This is a genomic window from Mycobacterium decipiens (assembly GCF_963853665.1).
GTDB lineage: Bacteria > Actinomycetota > Actinomycetes > Mycobacteriales > Mycobacteriaceae > Mycobacterium > Mycobacterium decipiens.
Genome location: NZ_OY970459.1, coordinates 2435725 through 2459810 on the forward strand (window position 1 = coordinate 2435725; position 24086 = coordinate 2459810).

10 protein-coding genes and 1 pseudogene are annotated in these 24086 nt (G+C 63.9%); 7 read left to right on the plus strand and 4 right to left on the minus strand.

The genetic code is table 11. The annotated features are described in order from the left end of the window. The first annotated feature begins 82 nt into the window (after positions 1-82). From AADZ55_RS23570 to AADZ55_RS10920, 5 genes and pseudogenes are all read left to right on the plus strand, one after another. The gene (locus AADZ55_RS23570; RefSeq protein ID WP_423202377.1) at positions 83-433 is read left to right on the plus strand and encodes a hypothetical protein; all 351 of its coding nucleotides are present in this window, start codon (positions 83-85) and stop codon (positions 431-433) included. Next, positions 346-726: pseudogene (locus AADZ55_RS23575) on the plus strand (DUF222 domain-containing protein); the annotation flags it as partial. The gene AADZ55_RS23570 and the pseudogene AADZ55_RS23575, both read left to right, overlap by 88 nt. A 309-nt stretch (positions 727-1035) precedes the next feature. After that, a complete protein-coding gene (locus tag AADZ55_RS10910) occupies positions 1036-1644 on the plus strand; it encodes a PadR family transcriptional regulator (RefSeq protein WP_085324815.1) in 609 nt (202 codons plus the stop codon). A 659-nt stretch (positions 1645-2303) separates the two neighbouring features. Further along, on the plus strand, positions 2304-13388 hold the full coding sequence (locus tag AADZ55_RS10915) for a type I polyketide synthase (RefSeq protein WP_085324847.1): 11085 nt from the start codon (positions 2304-2306) through the stop codon (positions 13386-13388). A 6-nt stretch (positions 13389-13394) separates the two neighbouring features. Next, on the plus strand, positions 13395-14240 hold the full coding sequence (locus tag AADZ55_RS10920; protein WP_085324816.1) for a class I SAM-dependent methyltransferase: 846 nt from the start codon (positions 13395-13397) through the stop codon (positions 14238-14240). Positions 14241-14247: 7 nt separating this feature from the next. On the opposite strand, the gene pe is transcribed toward AADZ55_RS10920, so the two are convergent. Genes pe through AADZ55_RS10935 form a run of 3 tightly spaced genes read right to left on the minus strand, consistent with a single transcriptional unit; the run spans position 14248 to position 19849 of the window. After that, entirely contained in the window at positions 14248-15348 is a 1101-nt protein-coding gene (gene pe, locus AADZ55_RS10925) for an acyltransferase PE (RefSeq protein ID WP_085324817.1), read from the minus strand. 22 nt (positions 15349-15370) lie between these two features. Next, on the minus strand, positions 15371-18382 hold the full coding sequence (locus tag AADZ55_RS10930) for an RND family transporter (RefSeq protein ID WP_085324818.1): 3012 nt from the start codon (positions 18380-18382) through the stop codon (positions 15371-15373). Positions 18383-18430: 48 nt separating this feature from the next. Beyond that, on the minus strand, positions 18431-19849 hold the full coding sequence (locus tag AADZ55_RS10935; protein WP_085324848.1) for a condensation domain-containing protein: 1419 nt from the start codon (positions 19847-19849) through the stop codon (positions 18431-18433). Positions 19850-20294: 445 nt separating this feature from the next. On the opposite strand from AADZ55_RS10935, the gene AADZ55_RS10940 reads away from it, so the two are divergent. Together AADZ55_RS10940 and AADZ55_RS10945 are read left to right on the plus strand one after the other, a co-directional pair. After that, positions 20295-23282: an acyl-CoA synthetase gene (locus AADZ55_RS10940; protein WP_085324819.1), complete on the plus strand. Its 2988-nt coding sequence runs from the start codon at positions 20295-20297 to the stop codon at positions 23280-23282. Next, positions 23275-23496: a Trm112 family protein gene (locus AADZ55_RS10945; protein WP_085324820.1), complete on the plus strand. Its 222-nt coding sequence runs from the start codon at positions 23275-23277 to the stop codon at positions 23494-23496. The genes AADZ55_RS10940 and AADZ55_RS10945 overlap by 8 nt, the downstream gene beginning before the upstream one ends. Here AADZ55_RS10945 and AADZ55_RS10950 read toward each other — a convergent pair. Beyond that, positions 23441-24085 (minus strand): TetR family transcriptional regulator, encoded by a 645-nt coding sequence (locus AADZ55_RS10950; RefSeq protein WP_085324821.1) that lies wholly within the window; start codon positions 24083-24085, stop codon positions 23441-23443. The genes AADZ55_RS10945 and AADZ55_RS10950 overlap by 56 nt on opposite strands. Position 24086 lies beyond the last annotated feature (1 nt).

Consider the following 24086-nt stretch of genomic DNA (forward strand, 5'->3'; position numbering starts at 1 on the left):
AAACTACCGGTCCAACGTGTCGGCGTTCGACGAGCTGTTCGAATGACACTATCCCGCCACCACACCCGAGTCGGCGGAGTTGGTGGATCAGATCTGCGTGTCGGCGCGGATACAGAACCGGGCCGCCGCCGCGCAACTGGCCGCGATCGGGGAATTGTTCGGCAACCGGATCGCCCGCTGCACCGACACCGAGGACTGGGCCATCGACACCGAGGAAGCCGGTGGCTGCCGAGGCGCCGTTGATATCGATGTGCGGCTGCTTCATTCCATCGTGTACGGCACCGCTCTGATCACCAACCCCGACGTGCTGGCCGCCGTGGACATGCGAAAGCCGATGCGAGCGTTGCACCGGCCGCCCAGCTGGGCGCCGACGGACTCATCACCGCCGAGCTGCTGGCCGAGTTGGCCGCATCGGCCACACTGGTGCCGCTGATCCACCCCGGCGATGCCGCACCCGAACCCGGCTACCTACCGTCTAAGGCGCTGGCCGATTTCGTGCGGTGTCGGGATCTGACCTACCGCTGGCCCGGCTGTGACCAACCCGCCACCAACTGCGACGTGGACCATACGATCCCCTACGCCGACGGCGGACCCACGCATGCGGCAAACCTCAAGTGCTACTGCCGAACCCACCACCTGATCAAAACCTTCTGGGGCTGGCAGGACAAGCAACTACTCGACACCACCCTGATCTTGACCTCCCCAGCTGGGCACACCTACGTCACCCCACACCAACGAACCACCGCCCTTCTGACGGGCGCTCCAAACGGCTACGGCGTTGTGCCCTAAAACACCAAACCGCCGAGCCGGAAGCCGAGGTTTCCAAGGCCAGAGAGCGGGTTGTTCTCGGCGTACGAAAGGCCGCCGAAGTTATTGAACCCCCAAAATGATTGATTTGTTTGGTCTATACGTGTCGGTACGCATCACTGCGACCGGCGCGACGTTCGGCGCCGATGCCGCGGGATGGTCGTGGCGCACCTATGTACGATTGCGACTAATCACGCGTTTGACCCGACGTCGCCTATACTCGTGCCGATGTCCGTTCGTGACGCCGTACTGGTCGCTCTCCTCGAGGGCGAGTCTTCCGGGTATGACCTGGCCAAGGAGTTCGACGCCTCGGTGTCGAACTTCTGGATGGCTACCCCGCAGCAACTTTATCGAGAACTCGACCGGCTAGCCGAAGACGGTCTCATCAAGGCACGCCTCGTTCAGCAGGAACGCCGGCCCAACAAGCGCATGTACTCGCTGACCGAGGCAGGCCTCGCGGCCATCGAGGAGTTCACTACCCGGGCGCCGAAGCCGTGCGTGATCCGCGACGACCTGCTGGTGCAAATCAAGGCCGTCGATGTCGGTAATACACGGGCCGTCCAGGAGTACATCGCTGAACGGCTGCAATGGGCCACCGCCAAACTGCAACGCTACGAACGGATAAGGACCCGCTTGCTCGGTGGCCGCACCGAAGACGAGTACCTCGCGCAAGTGGAACGAGTGGGTCCCTATCTGACGCTGTTGCGCGGAATATCGTTCGAACAACAAAACATCAAGTGGACCGAGCGCTGCTTGGCCGTCATCGAACGCCGCCTGGCCGCCCAGCCAAACCCGCCGGAGCCTTCCGGGCGGCGAGAAGTTCGGGTTCGCAAATAGCAACTTCAGCGATTGAAGTGACATCGCGCTAACCGACCCTTGGCGCACCAAGTGGCCCGTTGCCTAGGTGATGGCGGCGCCGTAGGCGGGGCTTGGGCAGAGTTGAAGAATTCATGTGAAAACGCTGGACGTCGCGCTCGACGCGCGCTGATGTTTGCGCATTATTAAAGTCGACGATTATTCGCTGAGGCAGTTGTGTCTATGCAGTTCGCAGGCCCGGGCGGGCGGTGGCAGGGCTAGTTGTACCCGCCCCAGCGCGAGCTGCTAATTTCGCTGCCACAAGTTTCGGAATCGGTGACGGTTGGCGGATGGTCGACCACTTGATGCAGGGGTGTCGAGATGGGGCTAGTCGAGATGGCGGATCAATTGTTTTTCAGTGCCGGACAATCATCTGCCGCTGTGATTTATCCAAAAGGGTAGATCTCGTTGCGGTACATAAGTTCCGGCGCGACGGTACGGAATCGACCGCGTACGATGATGCGATCGATGCGATCCGGCGCGTGGTGGCCGGGGAACGCGAACTCGCGAGCACGGCTTTTTGGTCCGGACGTGTGCCCGTGAGCGGCTCAAGACCTGGTTGGGAACTACCCGGCCCCGGTGCCCGAATGGCCGGCCCGTGGGATCGAATCTTCGTCGGCATTGGCAGAAAGGACAACCGCATGGCAACCGTTGGAGATCCGACGGAGCGGGCAACGGGTTTTGCGATAGTCGGCTACGCGCTGCGCTTTCCGGGCGCTGCCGATGCGGACGAATTCTGGGATGTTCTGCGGCAAGGGCGCGATGCTGTGTCGGAGGTGCCCGGGGACCGGTGGGATGCCGAGGAATTCTTCGACCCAGATCCCGGGGCGCCCGGAAAGATTGTGACTCGCCGGGCCGGCTTCATCGACGACGTCGTGGGGTTCGATGCACCGTTTTTCGGGCTGTCGGCGCGCGAGGTCATGTTGATGGACCCGCAGCATCGGCTGTTGCTGGAGACGGCGTGGCGGGCGCTGGAGCACTCCGGGACTGCGCCAATGGCTCTGGCGAACACCAAGACCGGTGTGTATGTGGGTTTGGGGACACATGACTACCTCGGAATGATGTCTGATGAGCTGGGTTACGCCGAGATCGAAGCCCATATGGCGATTGGGACGTCGGCCGCCGCAGCAGCCGGCCGGATCAGTTATCGGCTTGGGCTGCAGGGCCCGGCGGTCACGGTCGATACGGCGTGCAGTTCTTCGTTGGTGGCCATCCATCAGGCGTGCCAAGCGCTGCGCTTGGGCGAGTGTGACCTCGCGCTGGCCGGCGGCGCGAATGTCCTGATCAGCCCGGGGACCATGATCACCTTTTCGCAGGCGCGGATGCTGGCTCCGGATGGGCGGTGCAAGACATTCGACGAGGCCGCCGATGGCTACGTGCGCGGCGAGGGTTGCGGTGTCGTCGTAGTGAAGCGGCTTGACGACGCGATCCGCGACGGTGATCGGATTCGGGCCCTGATTCGGGGCAGCGCGGTCAACCAGGACGGTGCATCGGGTGGTTTGACGGTGCCGAACGGCGTCGCCCAGCAACGGGTTATCGCCGAGGCGCTGGAGCGTGCCGGTGTGGTGGCCGGCGACGTCGGATACCTGGAGGCGCACGGGACGGGGACATCGCTGGGCGATCCGATCGAAGTCCAGGCCGCGGCTGCGGTACTCGCCGACGGCCGCGATCCCGAACAGCCGCTGCTGATCGGATCGGTGAAGACAAATATCGGGCACCTGGAAGCGGCCGCGGGGATCGCGGGTCTCATCAAGGTCATTCTGTCGTTCGAGCACGAGCTATTGCCGAAGCACCTAAACTTTCGGAACCCGTCGCCGCACATTCCTTGGGACCGGCTTCCGGTGCGGGTCGTGGCGGAGGCCACCGCCTGGGAACGCAACGGTCGGCCTCGTATTGCGGGGGTCAGTTCGTTTGGGTTCTCCGGAACCAACGCGCACATCATCCTCGAGGAAGCACCTGATGAGGTAGCCCAGGTTGCTGCGCCACCAGATCTGTTGGACCAGCCCGAGAACCGACGGTTCAGCGTGTTGCCACTATCGGCGCGCAGTCCGGCCGCATTGGTGGAGATCGCTGATCTATACCGCGATTGGTTGAGCGCGCATCCGGAGGCCACGTTGTCGGATGTGTGTTTCACCGCCGGGGTCGGGCGATCTCACCTCGAACACCGGGCCGCGTTGGTGGTGAATTCGACGGAATCGGCCATCGAGGTACTCGGTGCGCTCGCCGACGATCGCCCGGCACCGGGTTTGGTGCGGGGAGTGTGCGCTGACACGCCGAAGACGGCATGGTTGTTCCCGGGGCAAGGCAGCCAGTTCGCCGGTATGGCCCGGGAGCTATTCGAGACGGAGCCGGTGTTCGCCGAGACAATGACTCGGTGCGCGGCGGCGGTCGCCGAGGTGCTCGAAAGACCAATGTTGGACGTCATTTTCGATGCGGATAGCCCGGATAGCCAAGAAACCTTGCGGCAGACCTGCTACGCACAGCCCGCCTTGTTCGCGGTGGAGATGGGTCTGGCCCGGCTTTGGCAGTCGTGGGGCTTCGAACCCGACGTGGTGTTGGGCCACAGCGTCGGGCAGTATTCGGCGGCCTGCGTCGCGGGTGTGTTCGGTCTCGAGGACGGGGCGTTGTTGCTCGCCGAGCGCGGCCGCCTGTTCGGCAGTTTGCCCGCGGGCGGTCGGATGGTCGCGATCTTCGCCGCAGCCGATCGGGTCGAGAGCTTCACCGACGAGTTCCCGCGGCTGTCGGTGGCCGCCTACAACGGTGCCAATACCGTGCTGTCGGGACCCGCGCAGGATCTGGACGAGGTTGTGGCCGCGTTGATGGCCGACGGAGTTCGGTGTGACTGGCTGGATACCAGCCATGCTTTCCATTCGGCGCTGCTGGATCCGGCCCTCGACGAATTCGAGTCGTACACGAACCGGTTCGATTTCGGTTCGCCGCAACGGATTCTGGTGTGCAACCGTACCGGCGCGGCTCTCGGCAGGAACGTGAAGTTGGATGGCCCCTATTGGCGCCGCCATGCGCGACAGCCGATCGAGTTCGCCAAAAGTGTGCGCACCTTAGCCGAGCTCGGCTGCGCGGTGCTGCTGGAGGTCGGTCCGCAACCTGTGCTCACCGCAGCAGCCCTGCGGGCGTGGCCGGACCCGGCAACCGCGCCGCGGGCGATCGCGTCGCTGCGTCGAAACGCCGCCGACCACCGCCAGATCACCGAAGCCCTTGCTGACGCTTACATCGTCGGCCACGTGCCCGACTTCGGCGCGCTCCGCCAGGGACCGACGCACAAGCTCGATCTGCCCACCTATCCGTTCCAGCATCGCCAGTACTGGTTCCGGGAGAAGCGGGTCCGGCCCACCCAGACCGCCAACCAGGCCGAAGCCATACGAACCGAAGCCGTCCGGCTCTTGGAGGACGGCCGGATCGAGGAACTTGCCGCGCTGCTCGACGGTGCGAGCGGCAACGAGCAGACCGTCGACGTGCTGACAAAGTTTGCCGCACAACACAACCAACAGCGTAAGGCCCAGTCCGTCGCGGACGCCCGCTACGAGATTCGCTGGGAGGAATCCGCTGCTGGGGCCGCAAGGGTCTTGGATGCGCAAGCCAGCGAGCGATTTGCCTGGCTCCTCATTGGCGATGACGCCGAGGTGGCCACGCCGTTGGTCGACGCGCTGACCGCACGCGGCCACCGGCACCAGATCCTCGCGCCGCCGGTTTCCGATGCAGACGAGGAACGACTCGAAGTTGCATTGCGTGCTGCGGTGGCAGACGAACCGACGCTGCGCATCTTGTATCTTGCGGCCCTCAAAGATGCTGCGCCATCGATGCGGTCGCTGTTGCGAATGCAACACCGAGTCCTGGGCGGGGCCAGGCACCTCTTCCGCGCCGCGGTTGCCGCTGAACTCCGAGCACCCATCTGGCTGATAACCCGCGGGGCGCAACGGGTCACCGGCGCGGACACCGTGTCGCCGGTGCAGTGCTGCCTGTGGGGGTTCGGTCGCGCTGCCTCGCTGGAACACCCACAACTGTGGGGCGGACTGGCAGATCTGTCCGCAGGCGGTGCCGACGATTGGTCGAGGTTGATCGACCAATTGACGGCAGCACCGCGCGGGGAAGATCAAGTCGCACTGCGGAATCAGACGGTCTATGTTCCACGGCTGACTCGGCGCGCGGGGCAACCGATCGCGACACCGCTGACGCTACGTGATGACGCAACATATCTGGTGACCGGCGGGCTGGGTGCCCTCGGGCTGGAAATCGCCGGATATCTAGCGGCGCACGGTGCCCGGCATCTGGTGCTGACCGGTCGACGCCCGCCGAGCGATGCGGCACGGCAACGCATCGATGCGGTGCGCGAACAGTACGGCTGCGAATTGCGGGTCGTCGCCGCCGATGTTGCCAATCCGCACGACGTCGCTCGCCTGATGGCCACCCTGCAGTCCGAGTTGCCGTCGCTGGCCGGCATCGTTCACGCCGCGGGCGAGATCGCTACCACCCCGCTGCGCAGCTTGGACGACGCCGAAGTAGATCGAGTGTTCGCCGGGAAGGTCTGGGGCGCTTGGCATTTGAGCGAAGCCACCGCGGACATGGAACTGGATTTCTTTCTTGGCACCTCCTCGATCGCCGCGGTATGGGGCAGCTTTGGCCAGACCGCTTATAGCGCGGCCAACGCCTTCCTCGACGGGTTGGCCTGGCGGCTGCGTGAGCAGGGCGTTCCCGGGATCAGCGTCAACTTCGGTCCGTGGTCGGCGGGCATGGCCGACCCCGACGCCCGCGCGCGACTGAACGAGCGGGGGGTCCGGACAATGTCACCCGCCGATGCACTGGCGGGGATGGCCGACCTTATGGTCGGGTCTTCGGGACACGGGGTGGTGGCCCGGATCGACTGGGCCCGCTTCCTGCCGCTCTACCAGCAGGCGGGGAAGCGGTCATTCCTGGCGGAGTTGGAGCGCGAGGTGCCCGAGTCCGCGCCGGCACCGACACCATCTGGGACCACCCAATTGGCCGAGCAACTCACCCTCGCTCCGGCGCAGCAGCGGAAGAAGATTGTCTTGGACTACCTGCGCGATGCGGTGGCGGAGGTGACACGGATCGACGGGGCGGAAATCCGCGAGGAGGCCGGATTCTTCGACCTCGGCATGGATTCGCTGATGGCTGTCGAACTGCGGCGCCGGGTCGAGCGCGCAGTAGGCAGGGAGCTGCCGGTGACCCTCGCGATGGACTATCCACGCCTGGTTGACGTGGCCGACTACCTGCTCGGCGATGTGCTCGGCCTCAGCAAGCAAGCACCGGCCGAGCCGGCCTTAATAACAACGGGACCAGCGGATGAGCCGATCGCGATCGTCGCGGTGGCCTGCCGCTTTCCGGGCTCGCCCGATCCCGACGCGTTTTGGGAGGTGCTGTCGGGCGGTGTCGATGCGATCCGGGAAGTCCCGGAAGACCGTTTCGACATCGACGAGTATTACGACCCGGATCAAGAGACACCCGGCAAGACCTACACCCGCTGCGGCGGATTCCTCGACGAGATCGACGGATTCGACCCGGAGTTCTTTGGTATTGCCCCACGCGAGGCCGTGTGGATGGATCCGCAGCAGCGGCTGATGCTGGAGATCGCGTGGGAGGGCCTGGAACGTGCCGGGTATTCGCCGGCGGCGTTGCGTGGCAGTCGAAGCGGCGTGTTTGTGGGGGTGGCCGCCAACGAGTACTCGCATCTGCTGTCCACCGACTCGGTCGAGACCATCGAGGCCCATTTCATCACCGGTAATGCGCTCAATGCCATCGCGGGTCGGGTTGCTTTCGCGCTCGGACTGGAGGGACCGGCGCTGGCGGTGGACACCGCGTGCAGTTCGTCGCTGGTGGCCGTGCATCAAGCCTGTCAGGCGCTGCACGCCGGCGACTGCGATCTGGCGCTTGCCGGCGGGGTGAACGTCTTGTTGAGCCCGGCATCCATCGTTGCCGCGTCACGCGCCAAGATGCTTTCTCCCGACGGCCGATGCAAGACCTTCGACGCCGCTGCGGACGGCTACGTGCGCAGTGAAGGATGCGGGATCTTGGTGCTCAAGAGGCTGAGCGATGCGGTCCGCGACAGCGACCGGATTTGCGCGGTCATCCGGGGCAGCGCGGTCAATCAGGACGGCGCTTCCAGTGGCTTGACGGTGCCCAACGGGGGTGCGCAGCAACGGCTTATCTCCGCGGCGTTGGCTCGCGCCGGTGTTGGCGGTCGCGACGTTGACTACCTCGAGGCGCACGGTACGGGCACCTCGCTGGGTGACCCGATCGAGGTGCAGGCGGCCGCGGCCGTCTACGGCGTCGGCCGCGACTCGAACCGGCCGCTGCTGATCGGATCGGTGAAGACCAACATCGGTCATCTCGAGTCGGCAGCGGGGGTCGCCGGTCTGATCAAGGTCGTGTTGTCTTTGCAGCACGAAGTTCTGCCGCAGAACCTGCATTTCGAGAAGCCGTCCCCCCATATTGCGTGGGACTCGTTGCCGGTGCGGGTCGTGGACAAGGCAATTCCATGGCAGGCCAACGGCAGGCTGCGACGCGCCGGAGTAAGTTCCTTCGGGTTCACCGGCACGAACGCACACGTGCTGATCGAGGAGGCGCCACCACAAGCCGCGACCGCCGACGAATACTCGGCACACGACGTCCTGGCTGACGTCACCGCGGTACCGGCGTCGGACGCCCCGGATGAACCGGTCAGCGTGCTGCCGCTGTCGGCGCGGTCACCGCAGGCGCTGGTGGCGTTAGCGCAAAGATATACGGCCTGGCTGGACGCACACCCAAAGGTCGATATCACCGATGTGTGCTTCACCGCCGGGGCCGGACGTTCGCATTTCGAACACCGGGCCGCGCTAGTCGTGGATTCGAGCGGGGGTGCTATTCAAGGGGCCCGCGAGCTATTGGCCGGGTTGGTCGAGAACCGACTGCGACCGGATGTGGTACGCGGCGAATGTGCCGACCCGCCGACTACGGCGTGGTTGTTCACCGGGCAGGGAAGCCAGTACCCGGGGATGGCGCGCGAGTTGTTCGAAGCCGAGCCGGTGTTCGCCGACACCGTGACGCGATGCGCGGAAGCGATGGAACCGATGCTGTCGCGTCCACTGTTGGCGGTGCTGTTCGGCACTGACGGGGACGTCAGCGGCGAGGCCGGAAAAGCACTGGGGCACACCTCTTTTGCGCAGCCCGCGCTGTTCGCCGTCGAGATGGGCCTGGCCCGGCTGTGGCAGTCGTGGGGCATCGAGCCCGACGTGGTGCTTGGGCACAGCGTGGGTCAGTATGCGGCGGCGTGTGTGGCCGACGTGTTCAGCCTTGAGGACGGGGCACGGTTGGTGGCCGAACGCGGCCGGTTGTTCGGCAGTCTGCCCGAGGGCGGGCGAATGGTCGCGGTCTTCGCCGATGCCAAGCAGGTGGAGGACGTCGCCGACAAATTCCCGCGGGTTTCGGTCGCTGCCTACAACGGCCGCAACACGGTGCTGTCGGGTCCGGGCGTGGATCTGGAACAGATCGTCGCCACGTGTACCGATGACGGGATCCGCTGTTCCTGGCTGGACACCAGCCACGCCTTCCATTCCGAGTTGTTGGAGCCAGTGCTCGACGAATTCGAGTCGTATGCGGCGCGACTGCAGTTCGGCGTGCCGACCCGACCGCTGGTCTGCAACCGCACCGGCGCGGTGCTCACGGCGGCGACCCCGCTGAACGCGCAATACTGGCGGCGGCATTCTCGCCAGCCGGTGCAGTTCGGCGAAAGCGTGCGCACCATGGCGGGGTTGGGGTGCTCGGTGTTGATGGAGATCGGTCCCCAGCCGATTCTGACCGCCGCTGCGGTGCAGGTCTGGCCGGAACACTCGGCCGCGCCGCGTGCGATCGTTTCGCTGCGCAAGGGTACTGATGCCCGACGTCAGATCGCGGAAGCGCTAGCTGCGGCCTATGTGGCCGGGCATCGGCTTGAGTTCGCTGCGCTGCACCATCAACCCCGCCGCAGACTCGAACTGCCGGCCTATCCGTTCCAGCGCCGTCGCTTCTGGCCTAAGACTTCCGGTATCGCCACCGAGGGGGCTGCAGTATCCGGAATCTTGGGTAGCGCGAAGGATCTCGCTTCCGGCGACGCCGTCTACACCAGCCGGCTGTCGGTCAAGTCGCAGCCGTGGCTGTCGGATCACGTCATCTATGGGACCGTTGTCGTTCCGGGTGCGACGTACGCGGCGATGGCCCTTGCCGCGGTCGGGACGCCGGCGCGGGTGCAAGACGTGTTCTTTTATGAACCGATCATCCTAAGCGACAAGAATTCTCGGGAGGTGCAGCTCACGTTGCATCCAGCCGACGACGGCAGCGGCGGCACGTTCCAGGTGCACAGCCGCCCATACGGTGTTCGTGATGCTGAGTGGTCGTTGAACGCCGATGGCAGGGTCATCACCGGCGGCACGGATGCTGGCGAAGAGCCGGCGCTGGCGGATTCCATCGATGTGACAATCGAGCGGTTGAGCCGTACGCGTCCGCAGCAGCTGTTCGACATCTTCGCCGACATGGAGCTGGCATGGGGGCCCACCTGGTCCACTTCGCTTAAATCGTTGTGGGTCGGTGATGGTGAGGCGGTCGGCGATATCGCCATCGGCGACGAACTGGCCGAACAGCTCGGAAGCGAGCCGGTCCATCCGGTACTCCTGGACCTGTGCACCGGAATCGCTTTCCCGGCCTTCCCGGCGGTGCTGGCGGCGATCGAACACGGGGCAGCCGACCTGTTCTTGCCGTTACGGTACGGACAGGTGGTCCTGCCCGAGCCGATGCCCCGACGGTTCTATTGCCGGGCGAGGTGGCAGACCGGCGGTCTCGACAACGAAACCCAGGTATTCGACCTCGATTTCGTGGATCGGGACGGTCGCCAGCTGGGCGGAATTCGCGAGTTCACGGTGAAACGCGCGCCTCGGGAGGCGTTGTTGCGCGGGCTCGGCGGCGACGCCACCCGGAACCTGTATACGCTCGGCTGGCAGGAGGTGCCGGCGCCGGCGTCAAGCAGTGACACCGGCGCGGCCGAGAACGCCAAGGGCACCTGGCTGATTGCCGGCTTTGACGAGCTGGCGGCCGACATGCCGGATTGCCTGCCGTTCAGCGGGGCCATGAATCAAGCGGATCCGGAGCACTGGCAGCAGCTGCTCGCGCAGGCGCAGGAGCGCGGTGCACCGATCGGCGGCATCGTCTGGCGCAGCACCGGACAACCGCGCACAGAAGAGTCGAGCACTGAACTCGCCGCACGGCTGGAGACCGAGATCGGCAACCTGCTCTGCGGCGTGCACACCCTATTGGCCAACGAGAAGGTGAAGCTTCCGGGCGGATTGTGGATCGTTACCGAACGGGCGGTGGCGACCGAACCGGGCGAGCCGGTCGACCCCGGGCAGGCCACCCTTTGGGGGCTCGGGCGCACCATCATCGCCGAGCAGCCGACTCTGCGCTGCAGGCTCGTCGACCACGACGGATCCGACGACGCCGTGCATTGGCTGGCGGGCCTCCTGCGCACACCCGGAACATTTGTCCAGGAGTCCGAACTCGCACGGCGACAAGGAAAGTTCCTGGTACCGCGGCTATTGCCATGGGCGCGCAGCGGTCATCTCGCGGTGCCGCGCGCAACCGACTACGTCCTGGCTCCGACCGAACGCGGGGCGATCGACAATCTTCGTCTGGCCGAGACGCAAGTGCCGCAGCCCGTGGCGGGCGAGGTACAGCTCCGGGTGGAGGTCGCCGGTCTCAACTTCCGGGATGTGCTCAACGTGCTGGGTCTGTACCCGGGCGATCCGGGGCCGATCGGCGGTGACCTCTGCGGCATCGTCACCGAGTTGGGTGCTGGCGTCACCGAATTCGAGGTTGGCCAACGCGTCTTCGGCTTCATGCCGGGGGCGTTCGCCAGCCGGGTCAATGTGCCGGCCGTTTTCCTGGCGCCGGTGCCGAAAGGGCTGAGCGCGCCAGCCGCAGCGACCATACCCGCTGCGGCACTCACGGCCCGACTCGCGTTCGATTGGGCAAAGCTGCGGCCCGGCGACCGGGTGCTGGTGCACGCGGCCAGTGGCGGCGTGGGACTGGCCGCGGTGCAGTTGGCACAGCAGTGCGGTGCAGTGGTCTTCGCCACGGCGAGCAGCTACAAACGTGCGACGCTGCGCAAGATGGGCGTGGAGCACGTCTATGATTCGCGCACTACGGACTTCGCGGATCAGATCCTCGCCGACACGGGGGGCGCCGGCGTCGACGTGGTGCTCAACAGCCTGACCAATGAGGGCTTCGTCGCGGCGACCGTGCGGGCGACCGCCCAGAATGGCCGGTTCGCCGAGATTGCCAAGCGGGACATCTGGACGCGCGAGCAGATGGCGGCGGTTCGTCCCGATATCGACTACGAGATCGTCGCGCTGGACGCGACCATCGTGCAAGAGCCCAAAAGGGTGGGGGGCTTGCTGGCCGAGGTGTCGGATGGGTTGGCCAGCGGGAAGATAACGCCGGTGCCTGCCGAGATCTACCCGCTGACGGAGGCCAAAACCGCGTTCCGCCGCATGCAGCAGGCACGACACATCGGCAAAATCGTGCTGCAGATGCCGAAACCGCTGCAGCCGCGCGGAGATCGGAGCTATCTGATCACCGGCGGCCTGGGTGCGCTCGGCCTGCACACGGCGGCCCACCTCGCCCAACTCGGGGCTGGCGACATCGTGCTGACGAGCCGGCGCATGCCCGATGCGGACGCACAGCGGGCAATTGCCGACATCACGGAGCGCTATCGGTGTCGGATCCACACCTTCGCGGCCGACGTCGGCGACGAGTCCCAGGTCGCCGAGCTGCTGGGCCGGATCCGGGCGGAGTTGGGGCCGCTCGGCGGAGTGGCGCATCTGGCGGGCGTGCTCGACGACGCGTTGGTACCACAGCAGAGTGTGGATCGTTTACGCACGACCCTGCTACCAAAAGCGTTGGGTGCCTGGAATCTACATCGGTTGGCCGCGGACGACGATCTTGAGTTCTTCATCCTGTACTCGTCGGCCTCCAGCGTGCTTGGTTCACCTGGCCAGGCCAACTACGCCGCCGCTAACGCGTTGCTGGACGGGCTCGTTGCCTACCGCAGGGCGCGAGGTCTGCCCGCGACCAGCGTCAACTGGGGCCCCTGGGCGAAGGGTGGTATGGCAACGTCGCACGCCGCGCGCGCTAATCTCGGTGCGCAAGGCCTGGTCCCGCTGGAACCCACGGCAGCGCTCAACGCGCTCGGCGAGATTGTCGCTCACGGAACTGGGCAGGCAATCGCCATCAAAGCCAATTGGCAGCGAGCCGCGAAGATGCTGGGCGGTTCTCGCCCACCGATTCTCGACCACTTGCTGCCCAGCGCCGTCGCGGCGACACCCGGAGACAGTGAGTTGCTCAGGCAACTGCACGACGTCCCCGAGGCGCAGCGCGCCAGCTTCCTGACCGAGTACCTACAGCACGAAGTACAAAGCTTCCTGAGGCTCGCCCAACCGCCCGCCGCAACCAGCCGTTTCCTGGACCTCGGCACGGATTCACTGATGGCCGTCGAACTCCGCAACCGGTTGCTCGGCCAGTTCGGTGGCGCGTTCGAGATCAGCGCCACCGCGGTATTCGACTATCCAACGATCAGGTCGCTCGCCGAATACCTGGCCGGTCAGCTGCCGGAGGTGGTCTCCGAGTCGGGCCCACCGCCGGGGTCGAAGGACAATTCGGGTGAGGTCAACATGGATGGAGTACCATAGCGACCGGTGCACGCCGAGTCGAAGAGTAATTCAGGAGATGCGCTGTCGGCGCACCTGGCTGACGACCTAATGTCTACGACCGCGGTCGAATGGCGCAGCTTTTATGATTTGCTAAGCCGTCGCCTAGAGACCGCCGGATGGGCTGAGGTATCGTATTTTCTAAATTATGGATATGTCCCAACGGATTCAAACAATGAATCGTCGCACGTTATTCGTGAAGGCACCTTCAATTCGAACTCGGTCCGGTTGGTGTTCGAGGTTATCGGATCCCTTGACCTGAATGACCGCACAATTGTTGACATAGGATGTGGCCGCGGAGGCACTGCCGCGCTTGTCGCGGAGAAGTTCAGCGCACAAGTGATTGGCATTGACATGTCTGCGGAAGCGATCGCCTTCTGCCGTAGAACTCACCCTTTGGTGGACTTCAGGGTCGGCGATGCGTTGAATCTTCCGCTCGGCGAGGCGGCCTGCGATGTCATCATTAATCTGGAGTCGTCACATTCATACAGCAATCTGGCAAAATTCCTGAGTGAAGTTCGCAGGATTAGCCGTCCCGGAGCCTGGTTTTTGCATGCGGATCTTCTAGGTGTTGAGGATTGGGACCAGGTAAGGATGCGTTTGAAGGGCCTGGGCTTCTCAACCGAAAGCGATCGTGATATCACTGCTAACGTATTGGCCGCCCGCGACCAAGTGACTGGTAGCTGGGAACAGGTTTTTGGCGACGGAGGTGCCCGGGTCGCTAACTTTCTTGCGTTGCCTGGGTCTTCGATATACGAGCAGCTAAGGGCGCGCACATGGGAGTACAGAATAATTAGATCTCAATTGCGTACCAGCGCGACGTTGGATCGTTGAGCCTTTGTCAGTGGTTGCCTTGCGGGAACGCGGCCATGGCACCTGCAAGGATCTGCGAGAAGGGATCGGCGCCGCCGCCGAAGGTGGCCTGAGTCGCCGGCGCCGTGACGGCGGCGGGGTCGAAGCCCCGCACCGGGTCCACGCCGATCGGAGCCGTAAGCGGATCGTCGTTTCGCGAGTATCCCGCGTCCACCATGGGCGTCAGTTCCGCGTCGAGCTGATTGAGCACGTCTTCCGGCACTCCGAGATAGCCGAAGGGCAATACCAGCGGAAGGTGTCGCTGAGGAATCAAGTACGTCGTTGTTGTCGCGCCCTTGGAGTTGACGGTCGTTCGGATGTTTTGCGGCGGCACCATTTCGGGATTGGTGAATGCAACCGCCGTGTGACCAGTCGCGAGGCCCATGAGCGTGTTGGCGAGAGCTAACAGGTTGTCCGGCCGGTCCGGGAAGTCGGCGAGCATGTCGTACGCAGCGACGAAAACCTTGGTGTCGTATTGGCTCTCCACCGGAGGAGGTATGCGGTAGTCGAGTGCAGGGACTACGGTGCCCACTGGAAACATGGAGGTCAAGAAGCTCTCACCAAAGCTGTGACGCGCGATCGGGTCGCCAAATGTGCTGAAGACCAATTGATCTGGCGGTGGTGCGGTCGGGTCACTCGCCAGCTGAGCCTGCACGGCGTCAAGCACCAGCGAACCCTCGGACAAGCCAATCGCGGTACCGCGACCACCGCTGCGGATCGCCGCTTCCAGGTTATCGGTTCCGATGACGACCGACTCCCCAACGCTAGGGCCGTCCATACCCAGGCCTGGAAAGACTTCATCCAGCCGGCTTATGCCTGGGAAGAGTTCTTCCAGCACATGACCCTGAACCTGCCCTGCGGGGTAGCCGATGATTTGTCGCTTGAGGTTTGGGAACCATTCGCTGCCTTCGCGGCGAATGTACTCGTCATAGGGAATGCCCGCAACGTGGGCGCCGCCCAGCGCGTACGCCGTGCCATCGGCTGGCGTCGGCTCGGCTGGCGTTTCATCGGCTCGCGCGATCCCGATGCCGAAACATCCTGTGGCGCTGACAATTCCCAGCGCGGTTACTCCCACCAGTAGTTTCTTCATTGCTACTCCTTGCCTGCTGGGCTCAGTCTCGTAGTTCCGCATCGCGCGGTCTCGCTACCTGGGTTCGTCTCGGTCGTGATGGCCACCAGCTCACCTGCCCGACCAGCGCAGCAATCGCCGGCACCGTTATGGTGCGTACTAGGAAGGTATCCAACAAGATTCCGACACCGATCACGAAACCTGCCTGGACCACCGTGCTTATGCTCGAAAACAGGAGACCACACATCGAGGCAGCGAAGATCAAACCTGCCGCAGTGATCACTCCGCCGGTCGAACTCAGGGTGCGAATTATGGAGTAACGTGTGCTGTTCGGCGACTCGTCACGCATGCGGGAGATGAGCAGCATGTTGTAATCGGCTCCCACCGCGACCAATACCACGAAGGCTAGCGGGGGTACGCTCCAATGTAGTTGCTGGCCGAGGATGAGTTGAAACATCACGACGCCAATGCCGACCGCCGACAAATACGAAATTACAACGGAACCAACAAGATACAGCGGTGCGACAACCGCACGCAGCAGCACCATCAAGGTCAGCAGTACGACGACGATGGTTACCGCGATGATGAATCGGATGTCGTGCTCATAGTAGTTGCGCGTGTCCCGCAGCGTGACGGGATATCCCGCCATCGATACCGACGCGTCCGCCAACGTGGTATTCGGTTGGGCTCCCCGAGCCGTATCGGTGATCGCATTGACCTGATCCATCGCCTCGACGCTGAACGGATTGAGTTTGGTTTGAACCAAGTACCGCGCCGTGTGGCCATCTGGCGAAATGAACATCTTGGCGGCCTTCTTGAACTCGTCCATGTGCAGAAGCTGGGGCGGAACATTGAACCCAGCCATTGACGGTTCTGCCGCGTCATGCTTCATCGACAGTAGAAACGCCGATGCCTCACCGAGGCCGGCGCCCATCTGTTTGATTTCGTCGACGAGTTGGTCCACTCCGTCAGCCACTTCCCGACTCCCACCCGCGAAGCGGTCGGCGCCGTGTTGGAGGTTGGTCAGTCCCGCCTGCAGGCCACCGGGTTGGTCCAGCCCCGTGGAATGCATCGCCCGGACGAAGTTTGCGAGTGCACCGCGCAGACGGTCCGCCGTTGCGTGGAGGGTCTGCTTGTCCTGGACCGCCTGCAGCTGTCGAGCCAGGTCATTGATCTCGTCGATGCTGCCGTCACCACGCGCGGCGACCAGCCGCTGAAACTGGACGCGGGTAGCGCTGCAGGAGGGATCGGCATTACAGACGGGGTTACCCTCCAGTGCCGTCAGCACCGGGGCCACCCAGGCAAACAAATCCTTGACGGCGGTGAAGTTGACGCCGAGGCTCTCGCCGAGCGAATTGATGCTGCGGACCAGCTTGGCCGCGGTGACGACCTCCTTGACCAACTTGTCGCCACCATACTGACTTTGCAGGAATGCGAAAGCGTCGATCAAACCTTGGATGCCGGAAACGATCTGGTTGACTTGGCCACGGACATCGCCAAGGTTGTCGGCCAACGCGTTCGCCCCATTGGCCAGACGGTTGAGGTCATCGGTGTGGTCGCTGATCGCGTTGGACGCGCCGCCCAACCGAGCCCCGATCGCGCCCGCCTGATAAGTGGCCCTGAGCTGTTGCGGCACAACTCCGGTGGGTCTGGTGATGCCGCTGACCAGAGCGATATTCGGCAGTTGGCTAACTCGGTCTGCCATTTGCTCCAAGTCTGCAAGGGCCCGCGGTGTGCGCAGATCATGCGGTGATTGGACGAGGATGTACTCGGGAATGGACTGGTTAACCGGGAAATGGCGATTCAGCGCGGCATACCCGACCGAGCTGGGGGCGGAAGATCGCAGCGCCTTGCGATCGTCATAGTTGTACCGCACCAAGCCCGCGGTTGCGGCCAGGATGATCAACACAAGCAGACTGGCAACCAGATGTACTTTGGGCCGGCGCACAATGCGTATCCCCGAACGCCGCCAAAACCGAGCGGTCAGTTCGCGCCGCGGTGTGATCCAGCCGCGTGGCCCGGCTACTACCAGAATGGCCGGTAGCAACGTAATCGCGGCCAGGAACGCGACACCGATCCCTATCGCCGACGCCACCCCTACCGTTGAAAACACCCCCATCCGGGCGAAGCTTATCCCGAGAAAGGTGATTCCCACCGTGGCGGCGGATGCGGCGATTACTTTTCCGATCGAGATCAATGCCCGCTTTACCGCCTGATCGAAATCCGCGCCATCTCGCAGGTAGTCGTGATAGCGGCTAATGAGAAAGACCGCATAATCCGTTCCCGCGCCGGCTATCATTGCGCTCAGGAATACGATGGATTGGTTCGAAACGCCCAGGCCGCTGAGTTGGGAGAAGCCAGCTACGACGGCCTGTGCGATCACCAAGGAGATCCCGATCGCTATCAACGGCAGCATCATCGTGACCGGGTTGCGGTAAACCACCAGCAGGACGGCGAGCACCAGCACGGCGATCGCCACCTCAATCGGAATCCGATCCCGTTCGCCCGCGACGGTGAGGTCGGCGACGGTGGCCGCGGGTCCGGTGACGTTTGCGGTCAGGCTGGATCCGGCTGGATTGTGCTGCAGGGTGTGTTTGACGAGATCGGCAACCCGGAGGTAGGCGGCGTAGGACCGGGGAGTGCCCAACTCGCCCGCAATGCCGATCGGCAGCACCCAGGTTTTGTCGTCCTTGCTGGTCAAGACCGATCGCAGGGACGGTGTGCTGACAAAGTCCTGCAGCATCACGACATCCCGGGTGTCCTGGCGCAGCGCGGCCACCAGCTGGCGGTAGGCGGCTTCGTCGGCGGGTCCGAGCCCCTTCTCGTCGGTCAGGACCACCAACAGGAGGTCTTCGGTGCCCGATTCGTGAAACGCCTGGGTCATGTTTCGGGTGGCGATGCTCGACGGCGCGTCGCTGGGCAAGATTGTGAGCGGATGCCGCTGGGCCATTTCGTTCAGCGATGGGAGCGCCAGCGGCAGTGCGACCGCAATCGCGACCCAGAGCCCTATCACCGCCCAGGGCCAGCGCACCACAAACTCGGCTAGCCGTCGCAACTTTCCCTCACCTTCGGCCCGCGCGGTCGTGTGCGACCGTCTGCGACGCTACGCAACGCGTCCCCAATGCCCACTGTCAGCGACCCGCCCACACACGGACTTCATCGCTGCCATATACCGGGCAACTGATTTCCGGGCAACCGGGTTGTCTGGAAACATAACCGCCATTGCCGTGCCCTCTTCGTACTTGAATACATAGATGGTTAGTTGATATGAATATCTACCGTCTGAGTAGATCCCGATATTCTTGGCATTACCCAACTCGGCGGTGAGCACGGCGTTCAGTGGGGCGGCGCCGCCATGCAAGAAGTTCGAGACCGGAAAGTTCGGTCGAGGCCTGCTCAACCACGGTGCCAATTCCAATACTCGGTAATACGGCACCTTCGCCAAATCCAGACCCGAGTCGAATGAGGCTTGTGCTGCCCAAGCGGCATCATTAAAAGATGCTGCAGCTATTGGGACGATGATCGGAACCAGGCCGGTAAACCAGCCCTGAGTCATGAAGTTTTCCGTACTGCGGCGCGTATCTCTGGGAGTTAGTCCGAAATATGTGACAGCGCCCGTAAACTCATGCTCCACCAGGGCGAAACAGGCGAACAAGCCGCCGACGAAGCGTGCGCCGGCCACCGTGCAGGCTGAGTCGAATCTCGCGGTCTGTTCCGCATCCATCAGGAGTTCGGTGGCCATGTCACTACAGGTGGGCACCAATGGATTACCCAGTGGAAGTGGGAACTCGGGCAGGCTTCCATTGTTATTATCGGCGAAGTCGATCCACGCGCGTACCTGCGGCGAATCCACGGTCAAAGCTGACGTGTACCGGCGTTCTTGGGTGCAGAAATCGTCATAGCTGCCGGCCTCGGGCAGCACAAGGGGGTCATTGCCTGCGGTCAACGCCGCATACATCGCATGGGACTCCAACATCGTAATACCGATTAGCGTCGCGTCCCCGTGGACATGATCAATACTCGCATAGAATGTGAAGTGGTCTTCGCTTTGGATAATGCCAAAGGTAAAGCAATCCCACTGAAACGGATTCGGTGTCGCCACTACATGGTCGTGCAATTCTTCAACGGTCATCTTGCCGCGATCGGTCGGCGCGAATTCGATGTCAGCAGGATCGCTGATGACACGTCTTATGATGTCACCAGTACCGGTGTACTCGAACCAACTACGGAACGTATCATGTCGACGCAGGTATGCATTGAGGGCATAATTCATGACACGAATATCGCACTGACCGGGAACCTCGCAAGTCGCGATGAGTAGTCGTGAATAGTCGAGCCCGGAGGCTGTTCGTTCGTAATAGCCACGAAGATGTTGGGCCTGCATGTAGCTGACTGGTACGGGACTGACCGGAGCTTGCCGGGCCTTTTCCCTGGCCGCAGTGGTCGGGTGCCACGAGGTGACCAGGCCCGGGCTCAGTGTCCATTCATCAATTGAGCCGATCGCAATTTTCCCGATGCGCAATGTTGAATCCTCACATCCCGTGGGCCGAGCGCTGCTGTAATCGAAGGCCGCCTGGTGGTCCAAGCAGCCTCGCCGAAGACTACCGGGCGGCCAGCAGTTTCGCTCGGGTGCAATGGGCACTTTAGGGAATAGCTCGCTGTAGTACTGGTCAATGATTGGGCATCAAGTGACTACATCCTTGGCGAGTTCGATCGGCCCCGCTGCGGCGGTGATGGCGGGAGCGGGCGGCCGTGCGCGGGGTACCGCTGGACATCAGACTGGGTGCACGCGATGGGTTGCGATTATTAAATTCTATGATTAGTCGATGAAGCGGCTGAGCAGGGGAGCCAACGGTGCGACCGCCGCATCTGCGTGTGGGCAAACGGCGTGACGAAACCGTGTGGAGCGGTCGATGTGCCATGATGACCACGCCGTCAAGGCCGGAGTCAGGGAGCCTTCAGGAGCAGTGGTGGATCTCAATTTTTCGATGGTGACGCGACCGATCGAGCGTCTGGTGGCCACGGCGCAGAACGGTTTGGAAGTCCTGCGACTCGGGGGTCTGGAGACCGGCAGTGTCCCGTCGCCGTCCCAGATCGTCGAGAGCGTACCGATGTACAAGCTGCGGCGTTATTTTCCGCCGGACAACCGGCCGGGACAGCCGTCGGTGGGTCCGCCGGTGCTGATGGTGCACCCGATGATGATGTCGGCGGATATGTGGGACGTCACCCGCGAGGACGGCGCGGTGGGGATTCTGCACGCCAGCGGGCTGGATCCCTGGGTAATCGACTTCGGTTCACCCGACGAGGTCGAGGGCGGCATGCGCCGCAATCTGGCCGACCACATCGTCGCGCTGGGTGAGGCGATCGACACGGTGAAGGACGCCACCGGCCACGATGTGCACATCGTCGGGTATTCCCAGGGCGGGATGTTCTGTTACCAGGCCGCGGCATACCGGCGTTCCAAGGACATCGCCAGCGTGGTGGCCTTCGGCTCGCCGGTGGACACTCTGGCCGCGCTGCCCATGGGCATCCCGGCGAACATGGGTGTCGCGGTCGCCGATTTCATGGCCGATCACGTCTTCAACCGGTTGGACATCCCAAGCTGGATGGCGCGCATGGGTTTTCAGATGATGGATCCGCTCAAAACCGCCAAGGCCCGGGTCGACTTCATGCGTCAGCTGCACGACCGCGAGGCGCTGCTGCCACGCGAACAACAGCGCAGATTCCTTGAGCGCGAGGGATGGATCGCCTGGTCGGGCCCGGCGATCTCGGAACTGCTCAAGCAGTTCATCGCCCACAATCGAATGATGACGGGCGGTTTTGCGATCAGCGGCCAAATGGTGACGCTCACCGATATCACCTGCCCGATCCTGGCGTTCGTCGGTGAGGTCGACGACATCGGCCAGCCGGCGTCGGTGCGCGGTATCCGACGGGCCGCGCCCAACTCCCAGGTCTACGAATGTCTCATCCGGACAGGCCATTTTGGTCTCGTCGTGGGATCCCGAGCGGCACAGCAGAGCTGGCCGACCGTCGCCGATTGGGTGCACTGGATCTCCAGCGGTGCCCCCCAGCCGGAAAACATCGACCTGATGGCCGATCAGCCGGCCGAACATACCGACAGCGGTGTCGCTTTCAGTTCCCGGGTCGCGCACGGGCTCGGGGAGGTCTCTGAGGCGGCGTTGGCGCTGGCTCGTGGCGCGGCCGATGCGGTCGTCACGGCCAACAGATCGGTTCGCACCCTGGCCGTGGAGACGGTCCGGACACTGCCGCGGCTGGCGCGGTTGGGACAGCTCAACGACCGCACTCGGATCTCGCTGGGCAGCGTCATCGATGAACAGGCACGCGATGCCCCGAGGGGCGAATTTCTGTTGTTCGACGGGCGCGTGCATACCTACGAGGCCGTGAACCGGCGGATCAACAACGTCGTTCGTGGCCTGATCGCGGTCGGGGTTCGCCAGGGTGACCGCGTCGGTGTGCTTATGGAGACTCGGCCCAGCGCGCTGGTCGCCATCGCCGCGCTGTCCCGGCTGGGTGCGGTCGCGGTGGTGATGCGCCCGGATGCCGACCTGTCCGCGTCGGTCCGGCTCGGCAGAGTGACCGAGATCCTGACCGATCCCACCAACCTGGATGCCGCGCGCCAGTTGCCCGGACAGGTGCTGGTGCTCGGTGGCGGTGAGTCGCGCGATCTGGACCTGCCGGCCGACGCCGACGTCATCGACATGGAGAAGATCGACCCGGACGCCGTCGATTTGCCCGCGTGGTATCGGCCCAATCCCGGACTGGCGCGGGATCTGGCGTTCATCGCCTTCAGTTCGGCCGGCGGCGATCTGGTTGCCAAGCAGATCACCAACTACCGCTGGGCAGTGTCGGCCTTCGGGACCGCCTCGACGGCGGCCCTCGATCGCAGGGACACGGTGTACTGCTTGACGCCGCTGCACCACGAGTCTGCACTGTTGGTCAGCCTGGGTGGCGCGGTCGTGGGTGGAACCCGCATCGCTTTGTCCCGCGGCCTGCGCCCGGACCGGTTCGTGGCCGAGGTGCGGCAGTACGGCGTCACCGTCGTCTCGTATACCTGGGCGATGCTGCGCGACGTGGTCGACGATCCGGCGTTTGTGCTGCATGGCAACCATCCGGTCCGGCTGTTTATCGGCTCGGGCATGCCGACCGGACTGTGGGAGCGGGTTGTCGAGGCGTTCGCACCGGCGCACGTCGTCGAGTTCTTCGCCACCACCGACGGACAGGCGGTGCTCGCCAACGTGGTCGGCGCCAAGATCGGCAGCAAGGGTCGTCCGCTACCTGGTGCCGGGCGCGTCGAGCTCGGTGCCTACGACGCCGAACAGGACCTAATTCTGGAGAACGACCGTGGCTTCGTGCAGGTCGCCGACGCCAACCAGATCGGGGTGCTGCTCGCGCAGTCCAGGGGGCCGATCGATCCGACCGCGTCGGTCAAACGCGGGGTTTTCGCTCCCGCCGATACCTGGATATCCACCGACTACCTGTTCTGGCGTGACGACGATGGGGACTACTGGCTGGCGGGTGGGCGCGGCTCGGTGGTGCGTACCGCGCGCGGGATGGTCTACGCCGAGCCGGTTACCGACGCGCTGGGCCTCATTACCGGCGTCGACCTCGCGGTGACCTACGGCGTCTTGGTGCGCGGCAAGGACGTCGCGGTGTCGGCGATGACGTTGCTGCCGGGAGCGACCGTCACAGCCGCCGACTTGACCGAAGCCGTGGCGAGCATGCCGGTAGGGCGCGGACCCGACATCGTGCACGTGGTTCCGCAGCTGACGCTCAGCGGTACCTACCGGCCAACGGTCAGCGCGCTGCGGGCCGCCGGGATTCCCAAAGCGGGGCGTCAGACATGGTATTTCGACTCCGGCGGCGCCGAGTATCGGCGATTGACTCCGACGGTCCGCTCCGGGTTAGCTGGCCAGCATCGGCGCACCAATGCTTGACGATGTGCTGCTGAGCATCCTGGTGTGCCCGGCTGACCGGGGTCCGATGGTGCTGGTCGAGGACGGCGGCACCAAAGTGCTCTATAACCCGCGGCTGCGGCGCCTCTATCGCATCGAGGACGGCATCCCGGTTCTACTGGTCGATGAGGCCCGTGACGTCAGCGATGAGGAACACGACCGATTGATGGCGAGAGTTCCGGCAGATCCCCAGTGAGGTAGCGCTGCAGATTCGGTGCGATTGCCTGCGCGATCTGTTCTGCCGGCAGGGACGCGAACGGTTCGACCTTGACGATGTAGCGAACCATGACCACGCCCATCAATTGCGATGCGACGAATTGGGCCCGGATTTGGCCCGTTCCTCGCGGAACATCGACTCGGGCACCGACCTCCGCGGTTATCACCTCCTGCAGGAAGGAGCGGGCCAGATCTACCTCGGTGCCCGCGATCAGCGACCGTACTCTTGCGATGAGCCCGGCGCCCAGTTCGGAATCCCAGATTGTCAGCAAGACCGAGGCGAGTTTGAGTCCGAGTTCGTCGACGGGGGTTTCCCGAATGGGTATCAACACTGTCATGGGGTCGATCGGCATGTGGATCGCCGCGGCAAAAAGCTGTTGTTTGGTACCGAAATAATGATGTACCAGGGCGGCATCCACTTCGGCCGCCGCGGCCACGGACCGTATCGAGGTCCGGTCAATACCGTTGTGCGCAAACAGTTCTCGGGCGCAGGTCAGGATGCGCTGCCGGGTATCGGAATTGCCGGCGGGGCGCCCGGGCCGCCTGCGCCCATTCTTGGTGGTCGTCACG

Bases quoted from the DNA above. Each gene is read 5' to 3' on its own strand.
- AADZ55_RS10910 (WP_085324815.1), top strand. From the start codon at position 1,036: ATGTCCGTTCGTGACGCCGTACTGGTCGCTCTCCTCGAGGGCGAGTCT.
- pe (WP_085324817.1), bottom strand. From the start codon at position 15,348: ATGAAGAAACTACTGGTGGGAGTAACCGCGCTGGGAATTGTCAGCGCC.
- AADZ55_RS10945 (WP_085324820.1), top strand. From the start codon at position 23,275: ATGCTTGACGATGTGCTGCTGAGCATCCTGGTGTGCCCGGCTGACCGG.
- AADZ55_RS10915 (WP_085324847.1), top strand. From the start codon at position 2,304: ATGGCAACCGTTGGAGATCCGACGGAGCGGGCAACGGGTTTTGCGATA.